The following is a 14,837-nucleotide window of genomic DNA, read 5'->3' as shown; positions in this document are numbered from 1 at the left end:
AATTTAATGGAATGATGCCTGTAAACGAAACCTCCCTTTGAATCCCCGAATTCTTCAAATCCATGAAGGAGAAGTTTTGCAACAGTTCCTCTTGAAAGCGCACAGCCCCAACTGGAAATTCCTCATCAACGCAGTTCCGATACATAGCGCATAAGTGGAGATACTTGATGAAATATGCGGTCCAGCAAAAAAATAGGACAAACCAAAATGTTGGCTTGTCCTGTTAAGGTGTGCAGTGATTATTTAACTTCTACATTTTTTTTCATTGTATTGTTTTTCAAAAGATTGATGTGCCAGCTTAATGCTTCCTCAAGGATATGAGGTGTTTGGGAATTGCCTGTTGCTTCAACAGCGCGGTTGTAGTAATCCCATAATTGATCTTTGAAGTCTGGATGTGCACAGTTTTCAATGATCAATGGCACACGTTCTTTTGGAGCAAGACCGCGTAAATCGGCAATACCTTGTTCAGTCACGATTACATCAACATCATGTTCTGTATGGTCAACGTGTGAAACCATAGGAACGATGGATGAAATAGCGCCGCCTTTTGCATAAGATTTTGTAACGAATACTGTTAGGCGGGCATTTCGGGCGAAGTCGCCGGAACCGCCGATACCGTTCATCATTTTTGTACCTGCTACGTGTGTAGAGTTTACGTTACCATAAATATCCACTTCAAGAGCAGCATTGATTGAAATTAATCCGAGTCGGCGGACAACTTCTGGGTGGTTGGAAATTTCTTGTGGACGTAAGCAAATTTTATCCGCATATTTTTCAATGTTGCCATATACTTTTTGTTGTGCTTCAGCAGTTAAAGTAATGGATGTTGCTGATGCAAAGTTTACTTTTCCAGCGTCAATCAAATTAAATACTGCGTCTTGCAGACATTCAGAGTATACTTGCAGATTTTCGAATTCAGATTCTTTGAAGCCGTCCAATACAGCGTTTGCTACTGAACCTACACCTGATTGGATTGGCATTAATTCGTTTGTTAAGCGTCCAGCTTTGATTTCAGAACGGAAGAAGTCAAGCAATAGATCTGCCATTCTTTGTGTTTCTTCATCTGGCGCTACGATTAATGATGGAGCATCTGGCTCTTCGGAAATGACAATCGCTTTAATTTTGTCAAGGTCAACGCGGATACCTTTTTCACCGATGCGTTGATTTGCATTTGTAATAGGAATCGGTTCACGTTTACCTTGTGGACCTGGTACATAAATATCATGAATACCGATTAATGTATCAGAATGTGAAATATTTAATTCAAGAATAATATTTTCAGCGTATTGAGCGAAAATCGGTGAGTTACCTACAGAAGTTGTCGGAATCAATAACCCGTCTTCAGTAATCGCACAAACTTCGATAATTGCATATTTAATAGGGCCGATGATTCCTTGGCGAACCAATTCGGCATTGTGGGAAAGGTGGGCATCTACATATAAAATGTCCCCTTTATTGATAAGGTTGCGCATCGCTTTTTCACCTTGGTATGGCCCACGTTTGCGAATAACGCCCGCCTCAGCTAAATAATGGTCTACTTCAGGTCCAAGGGAAGCACCTGTATAGACGTCAATTTTGAATTTCTCTTTTTTCGCCCGTTCAACAAGAGCCATCGGAACAACTTTCGCATCCCCAGCACGTGTAAAACCGCTCAAGCCCACAACTGCGCCATCAGGAATAAGGGCAGCTGCCTCTTCAGCAGAAACAATACGATCTCTTAGTTTTGGTACACCAATTCTTTTTTCAATGATTGAATCCATAGTATCCTCCCCTTTATTTGTTATACAGAGAAAACTTTGTAAGAATTTTCAGTATATTGGGCGAGCAATTAAACTGCGCTCAAGAGTAAATTAATAATAGCACGTCTTTGTCACACAATCTTCATGTGTTGCATGAAAATGCTTAATAAAAGTATTAACGAGAAAATACGAGATTTTTCGACAAATATATTATTTTGGAAAACCAAGATTCGGTAAACTTAATAACAAATTGAAAGGACAAAAAATCACCATTTTCCGTTTCGGAAAAATGGTGATTTTTTTACCATAGAAATAGAAAGAGAAGCCATATATATTTGATACCAAATCAGAATCCCAATGAACGACGGAAGTAGCTTGCATATCTTTGGCTTACAGGAATTCTTGTTCCATCTCTCATCACTAAAAGGAATGTCGAATGGGAATCAGGTTGAATTTCATCGATAAAATCAATATTCACAATGTAAGAGCGATGGCAACGAATGAAATGGTCGCTGGACAGGAATAACTCAAGATCGCTGAGATTTAAACGATGGAATCCTTCTTTATCCATTGTTTTGACGAAAGTTTTGCGAAGTTGGGTTTCCAAATAAACAACTTCATTATGTTTGATTGGGTACCAGCAGTCATCGATTTTAATTGTGATGTAGTTTGTCAAAAATGGTGATGGCTTTTGAGGGAAAATAGCAGTGACTGCCCCTTTAATTTCTCCTTCAGTGATTAAAGGAATGCTCATTCCGTAGTAAGGGACTCCAAAAACATCCGATTCGATGTAAGTGTTGATTTTTTTTCCGTACTGTATCGCTTTATAGGCAGCAGAACCTTCTTTGATCGGATCACCAGGTTTAATTTTCAAGTCTACAAGTTTACTTGGCTGATAATATATATATTCTTTAGTATCTGAAATAGCGATGGATGTATTTTCCGGGAAGAATTCTTTAATCACATCCATAATTTCTTCTATTTCTTTTGGATCCACTTTTAAACACCTCGTTTGTCCACATTAATGTTTTAATATTTTTATTTTACTACATATTTTTAGAAATGAAATAGAGAAGAATGTATAATTGTGAGAACATTTTGTAATGAAATTTATTTTTTCTTGAACAATAGCATAGTTTATTTTAAAACATTTTAGCAATATTTTTTTAGTATTTTTTTATGCATTTATGATATTTTACATAGTGTAAACAATATATAATATTTTTCAGTAATTTAATTTGCTAAATAGTGTTGAAAAAAAAACGAAAATTATGGTAATATTCACTTTAGTTATAAATAATTATTTAAATTTTTGAATTTTTTTGCGATAATAGATAAAATTTTAGCATTTTATACTCAAAAAGGCACCTTTCGCATGTTAAAATTTTTTTATTTTTATCAGATTTACGCTGAATATACCAGTATAGTGATTATGGACATATGATGCAAATTTCATTCTGAAGAAAGATGGGGTTAATGATGCAGTTACAGCAACATTCAATTTCTGAAACAATTTCGAAACGATATTTTCAGGAAATTGATAGTATTAATCAATATAATGGGATTGAAGACTTTTTTAATATTGAATCAAAACTGTTGTTTGAAATATTTCATTTAGAGGCGGAAAAAGCAAAAAAGTCATTGCATGAAATTATTGATATTTTATCGATTCGTTTTGGAAAACAAGTCATTAAAGAAGTAAGAAATTATTTTATGACCCTTTCGTCCATAGTTGCTAGAAAGCTTATGGAGAACCAAGTGCCTTCGAAAAAAGCTTTTGCCTTTAATGTTGCTTGCATTGACATGATTCAAAATAAAATGAAGGATGCGGAATTTTTACAATTTGCAGATGAGTTGATCGACTTCTATGTAAGTTTTATCGCCGACCGGAAACAGCCTACATTCCGCCATCAAACAGTCAACAAAGTCATCATGTACATAAATGATGAATTGGAAAATGACTTGACGGTAGAAAGTATCGCACAAAAATTCCACATTAGTACAAGCCATCTTTCCCGCATTTTCCGAGAACATGTCGGGATCACGTTGGTGGAATATTTAAATGTGAGAAGAGTTGAAGAGTCGCAATATTATTTGAGACATACGAATAAAAGCATCACTTCAATTTCTGAACAATTTCATTTTTGCAATCAAAGCTATTTTACTCGAATTTTTAAGAAGTATACGGGAGTTACGCCAAAACACTTCAGAGATGAATTGCATCATGAATTTTATCGATTCGAATTTCCGGAAACAGCGAATGTCGAAAAAGAAAAATAAGATGCTGTTCATTTTGACACCTGCTATTTGAAATTATAATGTTTATTCCGTATACTTCAACTTAGTGAAAAATAATTAGTAGGTGGAAAAATGAAGAAAATAATGTTATTTTTACTTTTCGGCATTGCGCTGTTTGTTTTGTCGGGGTGCCAAGCAGTTGAAAATCAAGAAGGATTCTTTTACCACACATTTGTCAAGCCGATGGATTGGTTATTGAATACGTTGGGCGAATGGTTCGGCGGCAGTTACGGATTGGCCATCATTGCGATTACAATTTTTGTCCGCCTCATTTTGATGCCTTTTATGTTGCGCAATTATCGTCAACAATCCATCATGAAATCCAAAATGGATATCATCAAACCGAAAATGGATGAGATCCAGGAAAGATTGAAAAAGGCGAAAACAAAAGAAGAACAAATGAAAGTGCAACAGGAAATGATGGCCTTATACCGCGAACACAATATCAATCCATTGAATTTAGGTTGCTTGCCTATTTTGATTCAAACACCGATCATCATGGGATTATATTTTGCCATCCGCTATTCCGATGAAGTGCTGTCCCATAAATTTTTATGGTTCAATTTAGGAAACCCTGATCTCATTATTACAGCCATTGCGGGACTTGTTTATTTCGTTCAGGCAAAAGTCTCATTATGGACAGTTCCGGAAGCCCAAAAGCAGCAAATGAAGATGATGGTTTATATTTCGCCGATCATGATTGTCGTTTTCTCGCTTTCATCAATGGCTGCTTTACCTTTATATTGGTCTGTCAGCGGTTTATTGCTTATATTCCAAACTTACTTGGGAAGAAAATATTATTCCGAACATCCTGTTGAACAAGCAAAATAAGCACAAAGGTCGAGTCTTTACGGCTCGGCTCATTTTTTTGCAGTAAAACTATGAAATTAGTGATAAAATAAAAGAGCAAATTTTTCAGATAGGACGGAATCAGGTGATGATATGAAAAATAACAAAAAGAATTATATACTGATCGGTTCATTGCTTGTGGCGGTGGTTGCCATCGTGGCGATTATATTGGCCGTCAATATGAACCGCGATGCAAATGAGTCATTGAAGGATGAGGAAGAAAATGTTGCCGTAAGTCCTGAAGAAAAAGAAAATGAGGCAGATAAAGAAGAACCTCAGGAAGAAAAGGACAAATCCGGCGAATTGCAGGAAGAAGCCACTCCTTCAAAAGAAGAACCGCAGGAACAACCGCAAGTCAAACAGCCGGAACAACAACAACCTAAAACTGAACAACAGCAAAAAGAGCAGGGAACAAAAGGGAACAACGGATATATTGAAGGTCAACAACTTCCAACTAAGCCGACGTATATTCAAGGCGTGCTGATCGCCAATAAAAAATATCCGCTTCCAAAGGATTTTGCTCCAGGGGAAAACAAAGAAGCCCGGGCAGCCTTTGAAAAAATGGCGCAAGATGCAAAAAAACAAGGATTTGAGTTAGTGGCATTCAGCACCTATCGTTCTTATGAATATCAAGCGACGCTTTATAACAATTATGTAGCGAGGGATGGAAAAGAAAAGGCGGACCGCTACAGCGCGCGTCCAGGATATTCCGAACACCAGACAGGGCTCGCCTTTGATATTGGAGAAAAAGGGCGGGAAGATTTATGGTTGGAAGAAGCATTTGGAGAGTCGCCTGCCGGCAAATGGCTTGCTGAAAATGCTCATAAATACGGATTCATATTAAGATATCCGAAGGGGAAAGAACATATTACAGGCTATATGTATGAAGCATGGCATTTCCGTTATTTAGGAGTGGAGCTTGCCACGAAAGTAAAAGATTCCGGACTGACATTAGAAGAATATTTGGGGATTAATTAATAAAAAGAATTCGTTTTTCCAAGGGTAAAAGTCCCTTTTGGAGAAACGAATTCTTTTTTATAGGATCGGGGAGAGCAGCCTTGAAATGGATTCTTTGAATTTAATGCCATATGAACGGTTATCATAATGCTCCAAAGTCAATTCCCGGGAATCCAAAATATCCTTTTCAAAGATTTCGGCCAATTCATGGGAAATTTGACGATCATAGATAAATGCATTAACTTCAAAGTTCAATCTGAAACTGCGGACATCAATGTTGGCAGTGCCGACTGAAGCGGCTTCGTCATCGATGACGATCATTTTCGCATGAATGAAACCTTTGTCATAAATATAGACTTTCGCCCCTGCCTTCAACAATTCACCGATGTAGGAATACGTGGCCCAATAAACGAACATATGGTCAGGTTTGTTTGGAATCATGATGCGCACATCAATCCCGGAAAGGCTGGCGACTTCTATGGCATTCAAGAAACTGTTATCCGGAATAAAATAGGGGGTTTGTATATAAATATACCGTTTCGCTTCCATCAATAATTTCAAATAAGCATTTTTAATGGCAGGCCAATCCGTATCCGGGCCGCTGGAGATGATTTGCATTGCCACATCCCCTTTTTTCGGGATGGCCGGAAAATAGCGTTCCGCATATTCGATTTTATGTTCGCTCGCCTGGTTCCAATCCAATATAAACCGCGTTTGAAGAGGATGAACCGAACTGCCTTCAATGCGCAGATGGGTATCTCTCCAATAACCGAATTTGCTGTTCAAACCGATATATTCATCACCGACATTGAATCCGCCAATGTATCCGATACGGCCATCAATCACCACGATTTTCCGGTGGTTTCTGAAATTCAGCCGCGGATTCAGTAGGGGGAAAATGGAAGGGAAAAAGACTTCAACTTCTCCGCCCAATTCAATCAGCTCTTTAAATTGTCTTTTTTTGATTCCCCTTGACCCCATTTCATCGTACAGGATTCGGACCTTAACCCCTTGTTTTGCTTTCTTTTTCAGCACATCATAAATTCTTTGCCCTAAATTATCGAGCTTAAAAATGTAATATTGTATGTGAATATGATCTTTGGCATTGGAGATATCATTGATCAAAGATTGGAATTTTTCGACCCCATCATCAAAGATCCGGATCTTATTGTCTTGGGTCAGGACTGCGTCTCCGGTAATCAGGTTCATTTGAATGAGGTTTTTATAATTTTTCACATAGTCCTCATTAAAATGAAAAGTATCACTTTCAAGCGCATCAATTTGATACTTAATTAAATTGTCGATGCCAATATCCTTTTTGCCATCCCAGCGGAACAAATGCTTTTTCCGCAACTGTCTGCCAAGCATTAAATATAAAATAAATCCAAGTAACGGCAGGAAAAATAGCACAAGAATCCATGCCCAAGTGGAAGATGCATCTCTTCTCTCCAAAAAGATAATGGTGATGGCGAGAATAATATTTAAAACAAATAAAATTGGAATGAAAGGAATTGAATTAATGATGACACTCATTCCATACCCACCTACTCCCCCGCATTATTATATATCATTATAACTTAATTACCATTCAAATAGAAATTATTGGTATATAAAAAGGCAACCTTCTTTTCAGTTGGTTGCCCAATCATCAGTATTGTTCAGTTTGCAAATAAATATCAGTAAAGTCACCTTGGGCGAGCTTTTTGCTATTGATAAAAAACTTGATGATTCCCGAGTCTCCCCACATGATGTTTTGTTCATCATCCGAAACGATTTGTAAAAGCAGCGTATCATACCGCTTTAGAAGGGTTGAATGACTTCTGGTATCGTAGTGAATAAAGTATGGATAACCGCCGATTTTATGTTCCGCTCCCAAAAAATGTTCAAAGTAGTGTTCTTCAAGAGTGCGTCCGTCATGAAGACGCTTCGTAAGATCACCGAGGCCGATATATTTTTTCAGCCGATAATCCATGGCGGAGACAGGTTCGATCGAATTGATAAATCGAAGCGCCATCGGGTGTTTAAACGGGGAGTATGTGGTTTTTGGCAAGAACGAAAAATCGGTGGCCAGTTCCTTTTCGGGCAAAATGGTTGGAAAATACCGCACTTTAAAATATTGCTGAAAAATTTCTTCACCCATCTGATATGTAACAAAAGAAGGGGAGATGAAAAATTGTAAAATCCCTTTTGAAGGAAAAGGATGAAATGAATGAACTTGTTCAAAATTTATTTGGGCAAGGAAAATCAAATGATTTCCATCAATGTCTTTAGGATAGTGCATTGTTTTTGGCAAGTACGGAATCCCGGAAAATTTGCTGTCCGTAAGACCGGTTTGTTGTATTTTAGGATAGATATTAATCGTTTTCAACGATGATGCTTCAAGTCTTGTTCGGATTCCTTCAAATTGGGATGGCAGAGGGAATGAATGTAAAAAGTCCAAGTTTGATCCTCCAACATAATTTTTATATTCTTATAACCGTTTATAAAAAATATATGCACCATTTAACATGTTTTTTAAAATTATTGATAAAAAAGCGCCTGGAGAATCCAGGCACAGATCAGTTTTACAAATTTTTTTAAGATAAGTTGTTTCTGAATGGAGTTTATCCAATCAACCTTCATACTCTGCACGAAGAGATTTCTTTGACTGTTTGAAGAAGAAAATTAAACCGATTACAATCAGGGCTATCACTGTTGCAACATAATAAGTCAGATTTGTTCCGAAATTAAATAATCCGGTAAAAAACAGCGGGCCGATAATTCTTCCCAAGTTATCCATGGAGTAGGAAAGTCCGGAAGCGAGACCATACTTTCCGCCGGATTCTTTCGTCGTTAAAGAAACGACACAAGTTCTGGCTAATGCATTTCCTGCTGTGAAGACACAGAGAGCAACACCCGCCATTACCAAACCGGATGTCATGGTGATTAATACCAGTCCGATGGCAGAAATGATCTGAGCTGCAAATAACCATTTTGTTTCAGTACCATCTTTGATTCGACGAATGATGCCTCCTTGAACGAATGCATCGACGAATCCGCTAAACATAAATAAAGATCCTAATTGCGACGGTGTGATATCGATGCGATCAATTTGGAAAAGCTGGAATGTGGCTTCTACACCGGCTAAGATGAATGTAACGAAAAATGAAAAGAAGAATAAATAACGGACACGATATTTAAAAAGTGTAGATGCCCCTTTTGGAAGCAGTTCCCGTTTCGTTGCCTCCCCTTTTCTTTCCGGCTCTTTCAACAAAATCAGTGCAATAATAAAGAGAACGGCAATCAATGCGGCAGAAATTGTAAACGGCAAGTGCAGTTGAATTTCACCGAGCACACCGCCTACAGCCGGTCCGAAGATGAATCCAAGACCGATCGTCATTCCCATAAGTCCCATGTATTTGTTTCGGTTTTCGTTTGTGGAAACATCGCTGATATATCCAGTAACGGAAGTATAGAGCGCACCAGAGAACAAACCGCCAATAAAACGGGAAAGGTATAAAATGAATAAATGATCGATAAATAGGCTGAAAATAAGAAAACTTAAACTAAAACCGACCAAACCTACCAGTATCAATGGCTTTCTTCCGATTTTATCCGAAATGTTTCCCCAGAAAGGGGCCGTGAAGAAGCTGGCTAATGCATAAACCGTCAATAATCCGCCTACATGAACATCATTCCATTGATTTTCCACAACCACTTCCGGCAAAACAGGAATGATGATTCCAAAGCCCAAATAGACGAGAAATTGTATGGATAACAATAAGGATATATTTTTCATAATCTTCCTGCCTTTATTTTTTTATTTTTTAATTAGTATGAACATGTACATTGTAACTTTACCTTTTTTTGAAAACAAGTAAATGGTATACTGTAAAAAATCCCCTTTTTCATAAACTTGTAATATATTTGAAAAATATAAAGGAAGATTATCATGTTACAATAACTTGAAGATGTAGTGCGCGAAACTTTTCCACTATTTGAACGTTATTTATAATATATATTTTTAAGGGATAGGTGGTAGGTATGGCGAAGGACGTGGATTTGAGGAAAATCGCTTTGAAATTATCAAAAACAGGTGTAACGGTAACAGTAACGAAATCACGGTTGGAATTGTTGAAAGTATTGGCACCACCAAAAACAACTACCCAATGTTAATTCGGATGAACAAAAATAAAAATTCCCGCATAGCGGGAATTTTTTTATAAATCATCCTCATCTTTTGCCGAGAACATGTATTTTCTGTAATGGTACTTCATGCTGAAGACAAGTCCGATCGCCAGGGCGTTTCCCATGAGTGAACTTCCTCCGTAACTGATGAAAGGCAAAGGAATACCCGTGATTGGAAGTAATTGGATCGTCATTCCGATGTTTTCGAATACATGGAAAGTGATCATTGCGATAATTCCGGCACAAACATATGTACAGAATGGATCTTTTAAGGTAAGGGTGATTTTGGTTAAATGGTAAATCAACAGGAAGTAAAGGCAGATAACAAAACTTGCGCCGATAAATCCCCATTCTTCACCAATGACTGAAAAAATGAAATCGGTGTGGTTTTCGGCAACATAAACTTCCCGGTTCATATACCCTTTGCCGAAGATTTCCCCTGATCCGATGGCGTTAAGGGAAGTGATCAAGTGATAACCCGCTTCATCCGCATAGGAATATGGATCAAGCCATGAATAAATCCGTCCAAAATGGTATGGCTTCACACCCAAGTGGTCTGCAAGGAAATCCTGCATATATAAAGCCATCCAAATTACGGTACTTCCTATAGCGGCGCCGCCTATAAAAATCGGAAGAATAATTTTCCAAGAAATACCTGCTGCAACAATTAACGCGGCGGTAATGGCAATAAACACCAATGAAGATCCCAAGTCGGGCTGTTGCATGATAAATGCAAGCGGAACGAATAAAGTGAGAGCGATTTTTCCTAATAATAATAAATCGGTTTTAATGGTTTTGATTGTGTATTTTTCGTGGTGAGCACTGATCAGTCTTGCGGCTGCCAGTATATAAAAAGTCTTCATGAATTCGGAAGGTTGAATGCTTCCAATTGGAAGGTGGTACCAGCTTTTGGCTCCGTTTTTTGGTTCACCGATTTGTCCTGGGCCTTCCGGCATAAAAATGAGCAAAACTAATAGAAAAATTCCGAAGCCATATAAATACCAAGACATTTTTTTGTATTGTTCCGGCTCGAAGTACATGACAAAAGCAATGATGAAGGCGCCGATGACGTACCATTGCAATTGTTTTATGACGAAATTTGTTTCGCCATATTGCCCCGTCGTTTGGGCTGAGGATATGGCCAACAAACTGATAATTAAAAATGTAATGAGTATAGCAGCAAGTTTCCAATCGAATCTTTCTGCAAAGTTTCTGTTATTTTCCATTTTGTCCACCTATGTTCTATAATATTGCATTTTACAATGTTCATCTATCAATATACTGTATCATATTTTATTATGCATTATCCCAAAAAAATGCCCATTACAGATTTAAACATTAGTTAAAGACGAATACAATATGAAATTGTTTCAAAAAAACATAATTACATCATATAATAAACTTAACGGTTGTGGTAATGGAGAGTGATTGGATGGCAAAAAAACATAAGACGGTTGACGACTACTTTTATCATTTGTTTATACATATGAATGATGTCGATCGGTTTGTTATTTTTAGCGGTTTGACTTTGAAACAGTTTATTGGATCTGTTGATTCCATAAAAAATATTTTGCTTTTAAAGCACAATTACGAAGATGGTTTATTTAATATGCATACCCAGCTGGATTATATTCCGAATGACGAAATAAAAAACTTTGTGAAAAAGATGGAAGATTCAAATCGTGACTTATGCTGGGTGGATTTTTCGGACGAAAAGCAAATCAATCAGCTCACTCCCATGGAGCAGGCAGAATTATTATATTTAGGGCATAAAAAAGAACCTGTCACTACACCATTTTTTGTGAAATTGCAAAATCGTTATGTGTATTGTTCATCTGCGGATGATAAAACAACGAAAATTTACTTCCGTTATTTGGAAGATTTTGAAATGCTGATCTCAACCCTCATCAATAATATTATAAAGGAAAACGGTGGTAATGGAGGGTTCTGGCGAAGAAGATCGAAAGAGAGAATCCCAAAAATGGATGCCGCTTCATTAAAAGCATATCGCAGTTATTTCAAAGAGGGCGCACTTATTTCGATCTACAAGATGGAAAAACCGGAAAATCATTTTGGTGTTGAAATTCGCACACTCTCCGACTATGATTACCCTGATGAAGTATGGAACGATTTGAAAATCATTCTGAAACAGGACTATGACGAACTGATTAAACTGACGTAAACTTCCCTGTCCAAGGGTGCAGATGACAGGGAGTTTTTCTTTTGTATTCATGAAGACATTCTTTTCATGATAAACTAGTATTACTTAAAACTTGGAGGTCGAACAATGAAAAAACGGATCGGATTATTGTATGGGGGGAAATCCGCAGAGCATGAAGTATCATTGATTACTGCCACTGCGGTAACGAAAGCCATTGATTTTGACAAATATGAAGTAATTCCGATTTATATCACCCTTGACGGTGAATGGTGCAGAGGTCCCCAACTGACAAAACCGGCGGAATCTGTTGAAGAATTGAAATTTACGAAGGAAGAAAGCAATCCGAATTATATTCTCGAGTTCATTTTAGATGAAAATGACAAACAAGCCAAATTTGATGTGGTTTTTCCTTTGCTCCACGGCACATATGGAGAAGACGGCACTGTTCAAGGGCTTCTTGAGCTGTTGAATCTGCCTTATGTTGGAAATGGTGTATTATCTTCCGCTGCCGGCATGGATAAAGTGATCATGAAGCAATTGTTCAGCGTAGCAGGATTGAACCAAGTGCCATTCGTGTATTTTATCCGCTACGAATGGGATCAAAATAAAGAAGCGTTGCTTTCAAAATGCGAGAATGAATTGACTTATCCGATGTTCGTCAAACCGGCCAATTTAGGTTCCAGCGTCGGCATCAACAAAGCATCCAATAGAGAGGAATTGGAAAAGGCCATCCACATCGCTTTTAAATATGACCGGAAAGTTGTTGTTGAACAGGGGATCGAAGCGCGGGAAATCGAGATGGCTGTGCTTGGCAACAATGAACCGAAAGTGTCTGTTCCAGGCGAAATCAAACCGACGACGGAGTTTTATGATTACGAATCAAAATATAAGGACGGATCCACCCAATTGATCATTCCTGCCGAAGTTTCTCCGGAAGTGGAAGCGAAAATGAAAGATATGGCCATCCGTGCATTTAAAATCTTGGATTGCGCCGGCTTGGTGAGAGCCGATTTCTTTGTGCGCGGAGATGAAGTATTGATCAATGAAGTGAATACAATGCCAGGTTTTACGCCGTTTAGCATGTATCCGCTTTTATGGCAGAACACCGGATTAAATTATCCGGAATTGATTGATCAGCTCATTGAACTTGCGATTGAACGACACAAAGAAAAACAACAACTTCAATTTAACAGAGAATAGTTGGGATGAACGATGAGAAAAAGAATTCAAGACATTGCAAAATGGTTAAATATTGATGCCGGAAATGACGGCGAGAAAATTGTAACGGGGGTTTCCATCGATACAAGAACCATTAAGGAAGGGGATTTGTTCATTCCTTTTCGCGGAGAAAAAACAAATGGGCATCAATATGTACGTCAGGCATTTGAAAAAGGAGCAAGCTGTTCTCTATGGCTGAAAGATGAACCGAATCCCCCAAAGGATGTTCCGCTTCTTTTCGTGGAAAATTCCGAGGCGGCGTTGCAGCAAATGGCGCGCAAGTACCGCGAAGAGTTGAAAGCGACTTTTATCGGAATTACCGGTTCAAACGGGAAAACATCTTCAAAAGATATTTTGGCAAGCTTGCTTTCCCCTTACTATAAAGTGCAAAAAACGATCGGGAACTTCAACAATGAACTGGGCTTGCCCCTGACTATCCTGTCTCTTGATGAGGATACGGAAATGGCCGTGTTGGAAATGGGGATGAGCGGGTTTGGCGAGATTGAATTTTTATCCACACTCGCGAAACCGCATTATGCGATTATTACAAACATTGGGGAAGCCCATATGCAGGAGCTCGGTTCCAGAGAGGGGATCGCGAGGGCGAAATTTGAAATTATCAAAGGTTTCGATTCGGACGGCGTTCTTTGTTACGACGGCGATGAACCTTTATTGAGGGCGTTGGTTGAAAAAACGCCTCAATTAAAGTCAAAAGCATTCGGTTTTGGAACAGGCAACGATTTGATGGTCAAAGCAATCGAAACGACGGAAAAAGGAAGCCGCTTTATTGTCGAAGGAGAGTTAAACGGAGAATTTTTCATCCCGATTTTAGGCAAACATCAAGTGAAAAATTCCTTGGGCGCCATGCTCGTGGCCAAATCTTTGGGCTTGTCCGAAGAGCAAATCCGCAAAGGTTTGTCCCAAGTTTCTTTGACAGATATGCGGATGCAGCTTATTCCTTTGGGAGATGTCTTATTTATTAACGATGCATACAATGCAGCTCCGACATCCATGAAAGCCGCCATTGACTTTGTCCAAACCACATCGATGCGGAAGGATAAATGGCTTGTTTTAGGAGATATGTTGGAGCTTGGGGAAAAAGAGCGCGAGTTCCATGAACAATTGGCGGAGTATATTGATGAAAACCGGATTTCGAGAATTTGTTTGTTCGGCCCCCGGATGGAATGGTTATATTACCGGCTGGCTCCAAAATTTTCAGGACGCATTATTCATACGAAAGAGGATTACGGAAAAATCATTGAGTATATCAAACAGCATGCAAATGAAGATTCGCTGATTTTATTAAAAGGATCCCGGGGCATGAAGCTGGAAACCATCTTAAGAGCTTTTCAACAAAATAAATAAGGATTCATCAAGAAAGTGAAATTCATGGAGGCTCCACCGATTAAAATGAACCAACGGATGGTCGAAGTGAATTTCACTTTTTT

Annotated in this window: 13 protein-coding genes; 7 read left to right on the top strand and 6 right to left on the bottom strand. The window is 38.3% G+C overall.

Annotated elements, in window-relative coordinates; genetic code table 11:
• Positions 1-239 precede the first annotated feature (239 nt).
• Both NST13_RS10385 and NST13_RS10380 read right to left on the bottom strand, forming a co-directional pair.
• Positions 240-1,760, bottom strand: coding sequence for an acetyl-CoA hydrolase/transferase family protein (locus tag NST13_RS10385; protein WP_342580550.1), 1,521 nt, complete (start codon positions 1,758-1,760; stop codon positions 240-242).
• Positions 1,761-2,085: 325 nt separating this feature from the next.
• On the bottom strand, positions 2,086-2,736 hold the full coding sequence (locus tag NST13_RS10380; protein ID WP_342471049.1) for a LytTR family DNA-binding domain-containing protein: 651 nt from the start codon (positions 2,734-2,736) through the stop codon (positions 2,086-2,088).
• A gap of 482 nt (positions 2,737-3,218) precedes the next feature.
• Here NST13_RS10380 and NST13_RS10375 point away from each other — a divergent pair, with 482 nt between their 5' ends.
• From NST13_RS10375 to NST13_RS10365, 3 genes are all read left to right on the top strand, one after another.
• Positions 3,219-4,019 (top strand): AraC family transcriptional regulator, encoded by an 801-nt coding sequence (locus NST13_RS10375; protein ID WP_342471050.1) that lies wholly within the window; start codon positions 3,219-3,221, stop codon positions 4,017-4,019.
• Between the two features lie 90 nt (positions 4,020-4,109).
• Positions 4,110-4,868, top strand: a complete 759-nt coding sequence (gene yidC, locus NST13_RS10370) for a membrane protein insertase YidC (protein ID WP_342471051.1) — start codon at positions 4,110-4,112, stop codon at positions 4,866-4,868.
• Between the two features lie 111 nt (positions 4,869-4,979).
• Positions 4,980-5,864 (top strand): D-alanyl-D-alanine carboxypeptidase family protein, encoded by an 885-nt coding sequence (locus NST13_RS10365; RefSeq protein ID WP_342471052.1) that lies wholly within the window; start codon positions 4,980-4,982, stop codon positions 5,862-5,864.
• A 57-nt stretch (positions 5,865-5,921) separates the two neighbouring features.
• Here NST13_RS10365 and cls read toward each other — a convergent pair whose 3' ends face one another.
• The 3 genes from cls to NST13_RS10350 all read right to left on the bottom strand — a co-directional run bounded on the left by cls (position 5,922) and on the right by NST13_RS10350 (position 9,624).
• Positions 5,922-7,376 carry a cardiolipin synthase gene (gene cls / locus NST13_RS10360; RefSeq protein ID WP_342580549.1) on the bottom strand — a complete coding sequence of 485 codons (1,455 nt, stop codon included), beginning with the start codon at positions 7,374-7,376 and terminating at the stop codon, positions 5,922-5,924.
• A 115-nt stretch (positions 7,377-7,491) separates the two neighbouring features.
• On the bottom strand, positions 7,492-8,283 hold the full coding sequence (locus NST13_RS10355; protein WP_342580548.1) for a YwqG family protein: 792 nt from the start codon (positions 8,281-8,283) through the stop codon (positions 7,492-7,494).
• Positions 8,284-8,454: 171 nt separating this feature from the next.
• Positions 8,455-9,624, bottom strand: coding sequence for an MFS transporter (locus tag NST13_RS10350; RefSeq protein ID WP_342471221.1), 1,170 nt, complete (start codon positions 9,622-9,624; stop codon positions 8,455-8,457).
• Between the two features lie 242 nt (positions 9,625-9,866).
• Here NST13_RS10350 and NST13_RS10345 point away from each other — a divergent pair, with 242 nt between their 5' ends.
• Positions 9,867-9,998, top strand: a complete 132-nt coding sequence (locus tag NST13_RS10345; RefSeq protein ID WP_342471056.1) for an Lmo0850 family protein — start codon at positions 9,867-9,869, stop codon at positions 9,996-9,998.
• A gap of 44 nt (positions 9,999-10,042) precedes the next feature.
• On the opposite strand, the gene NST13_RS10340 is transcribed toward NST13_RS10345, so the two are convergent.
• Positions 10,043-11,236 (bottom strand): FtsW/RodA/SpoVE family cell cycle protein, encoded by a 1,194-nt coding sequence (locus tag NST13_RS10340; protein ID WP_342471057.1) that lies wholly within the window; start codon positions 11,234-11,236, stop codon positions 10,043-10,045.
• Between the two features lie 206 nt (positions 11,237-11,442).
• On the opposite strand from NST13_RS10340, the gene NST13_RS10335 reads away from it, so the two are divergent.
• From NST13_RS10335 to murF, 3 genes are all read left to right on the top strand, one after another.
• Positions 11,443-12,192: a hypothetical protein gene (locus tag NST13_RS10335; protein ID WP_342580547.1), complete on the top strand. Its 750-nt coding sequence runs from the start codon at positions 11,443-11,445 to the stop codon at positions 12,190-12,192.
• Positions 12,193-12,297: 105 nt separating this feature from the next.
• Positions 12,298-13,371: a D-alanine--D-alanine ligase gene (locus tag NST13_RS10330; protein WP_342471059.1), complete on the top strand. Its 1,074-nt coding sequence runs from the start codon at positions 12,298-12,300 to the stop codon at positions 13,369-13,371.
• Between the two features lie 12 nt (positions 13,372-13,383).
• Complete coding sequence (gene murF, locus NST13_RS10325) at positions 13,384-14,754, top strand: UDP-N-acetylmuramoyl-tripeptide--D-alanyl-D-alanine ligase (protein ID WP_342471060.1); 1,371 nt, start codon at positions 13,384-13,386, stop codon at positions 14,752-14,754.
• The last annotated feature ends 83 nt before the right edge of the window (positions 14,755-14,837 follow it).

The organism is Ureibacillus sp. FSL W7-1570 (genome assembly GCF_038593265.1).
GTDB classification, from domain to species: Bacteria; Bacillota; Bacilli; order Bacillales_A; family Planococcaceae; genus Ureibacillus; species Ureibacillus suwonensis.
Note: the sequence above shows the minus strand (reverse complement) of the source record. Positions and strands in the feature narration are given on the sequence as shown.

Excerpts from the sequence above, each read along its gene's own strand:
- NST13_RS10385 (WP_342580550.1), bottom strand. The coding sequence starts at position 1,760 with ATGGATTCAATCATTGAAAAAAGAATTGGTGTACCAAAACTAAGAGAT.
- NST13_RS10375 (WP_342471050.1), top strand. The coding sequence starts at position 3,219 with ATGCAGTTACAGCAACATTCAATTTCTGAAACAATTTCGAAACGATAT.
- yidC (WP_342471051.1), top strand. The coding sequence starts at position 4,110 with ATGAAGAAAATAATGTTATTTTTACTTTTCGGCATTGCGCTGTTTGTT.
- NST13_RS10365 (WP_342471052.1), top strand. The coding sequence starts at position 4,980 with ATGAAAAATAACAAAAAGAATTATATACTGATCGGTTCATTGCTTGTG.
- cls (WP_342580549.1), bottom strand. The coding sequence starts at position 7,376 with ATGAGTGTCATCATTAATTCAATTCCTTTCATTCCAATTTTATTTGTT.
- NST13_RS10345 (WP_342471056.1), top strand. The coding sequence starts at position 9,867 with ATGGCGAAGGACGTGGATTTGAGGAAAATCGCTTTGAAATTATCAAAA.
- NST13_RS10340 (WP_342471057.1), bottom strand. The coding sequence starts at position 11,236 with ATGGAAAATAACAGAAACTTTGCAGAAAGATTCGATTGGAAACTTGCT.
- NST13_RS10335 (WP_342580547.1), top strand. The coding sequence starts at position 11,443 with ATGGCAAAAAAACATAAGACGGTTGACGACTACTTTTATCATTTGTTT.
- NST13_RS10330 (WP_342471059.1), top strand. The coding sequence starts at position 12,298 with ATGAAAAAACGGATCGGATTATTGTATGGGGGGAAATCCGCAGAGCAT.
- murF (WP_342471060.1), top strand. The coding sequence starts at position 13,384 with ATGAGAAAAAGAATTCAAGACATTGCAAAATGGTTAAATATTGATGCC.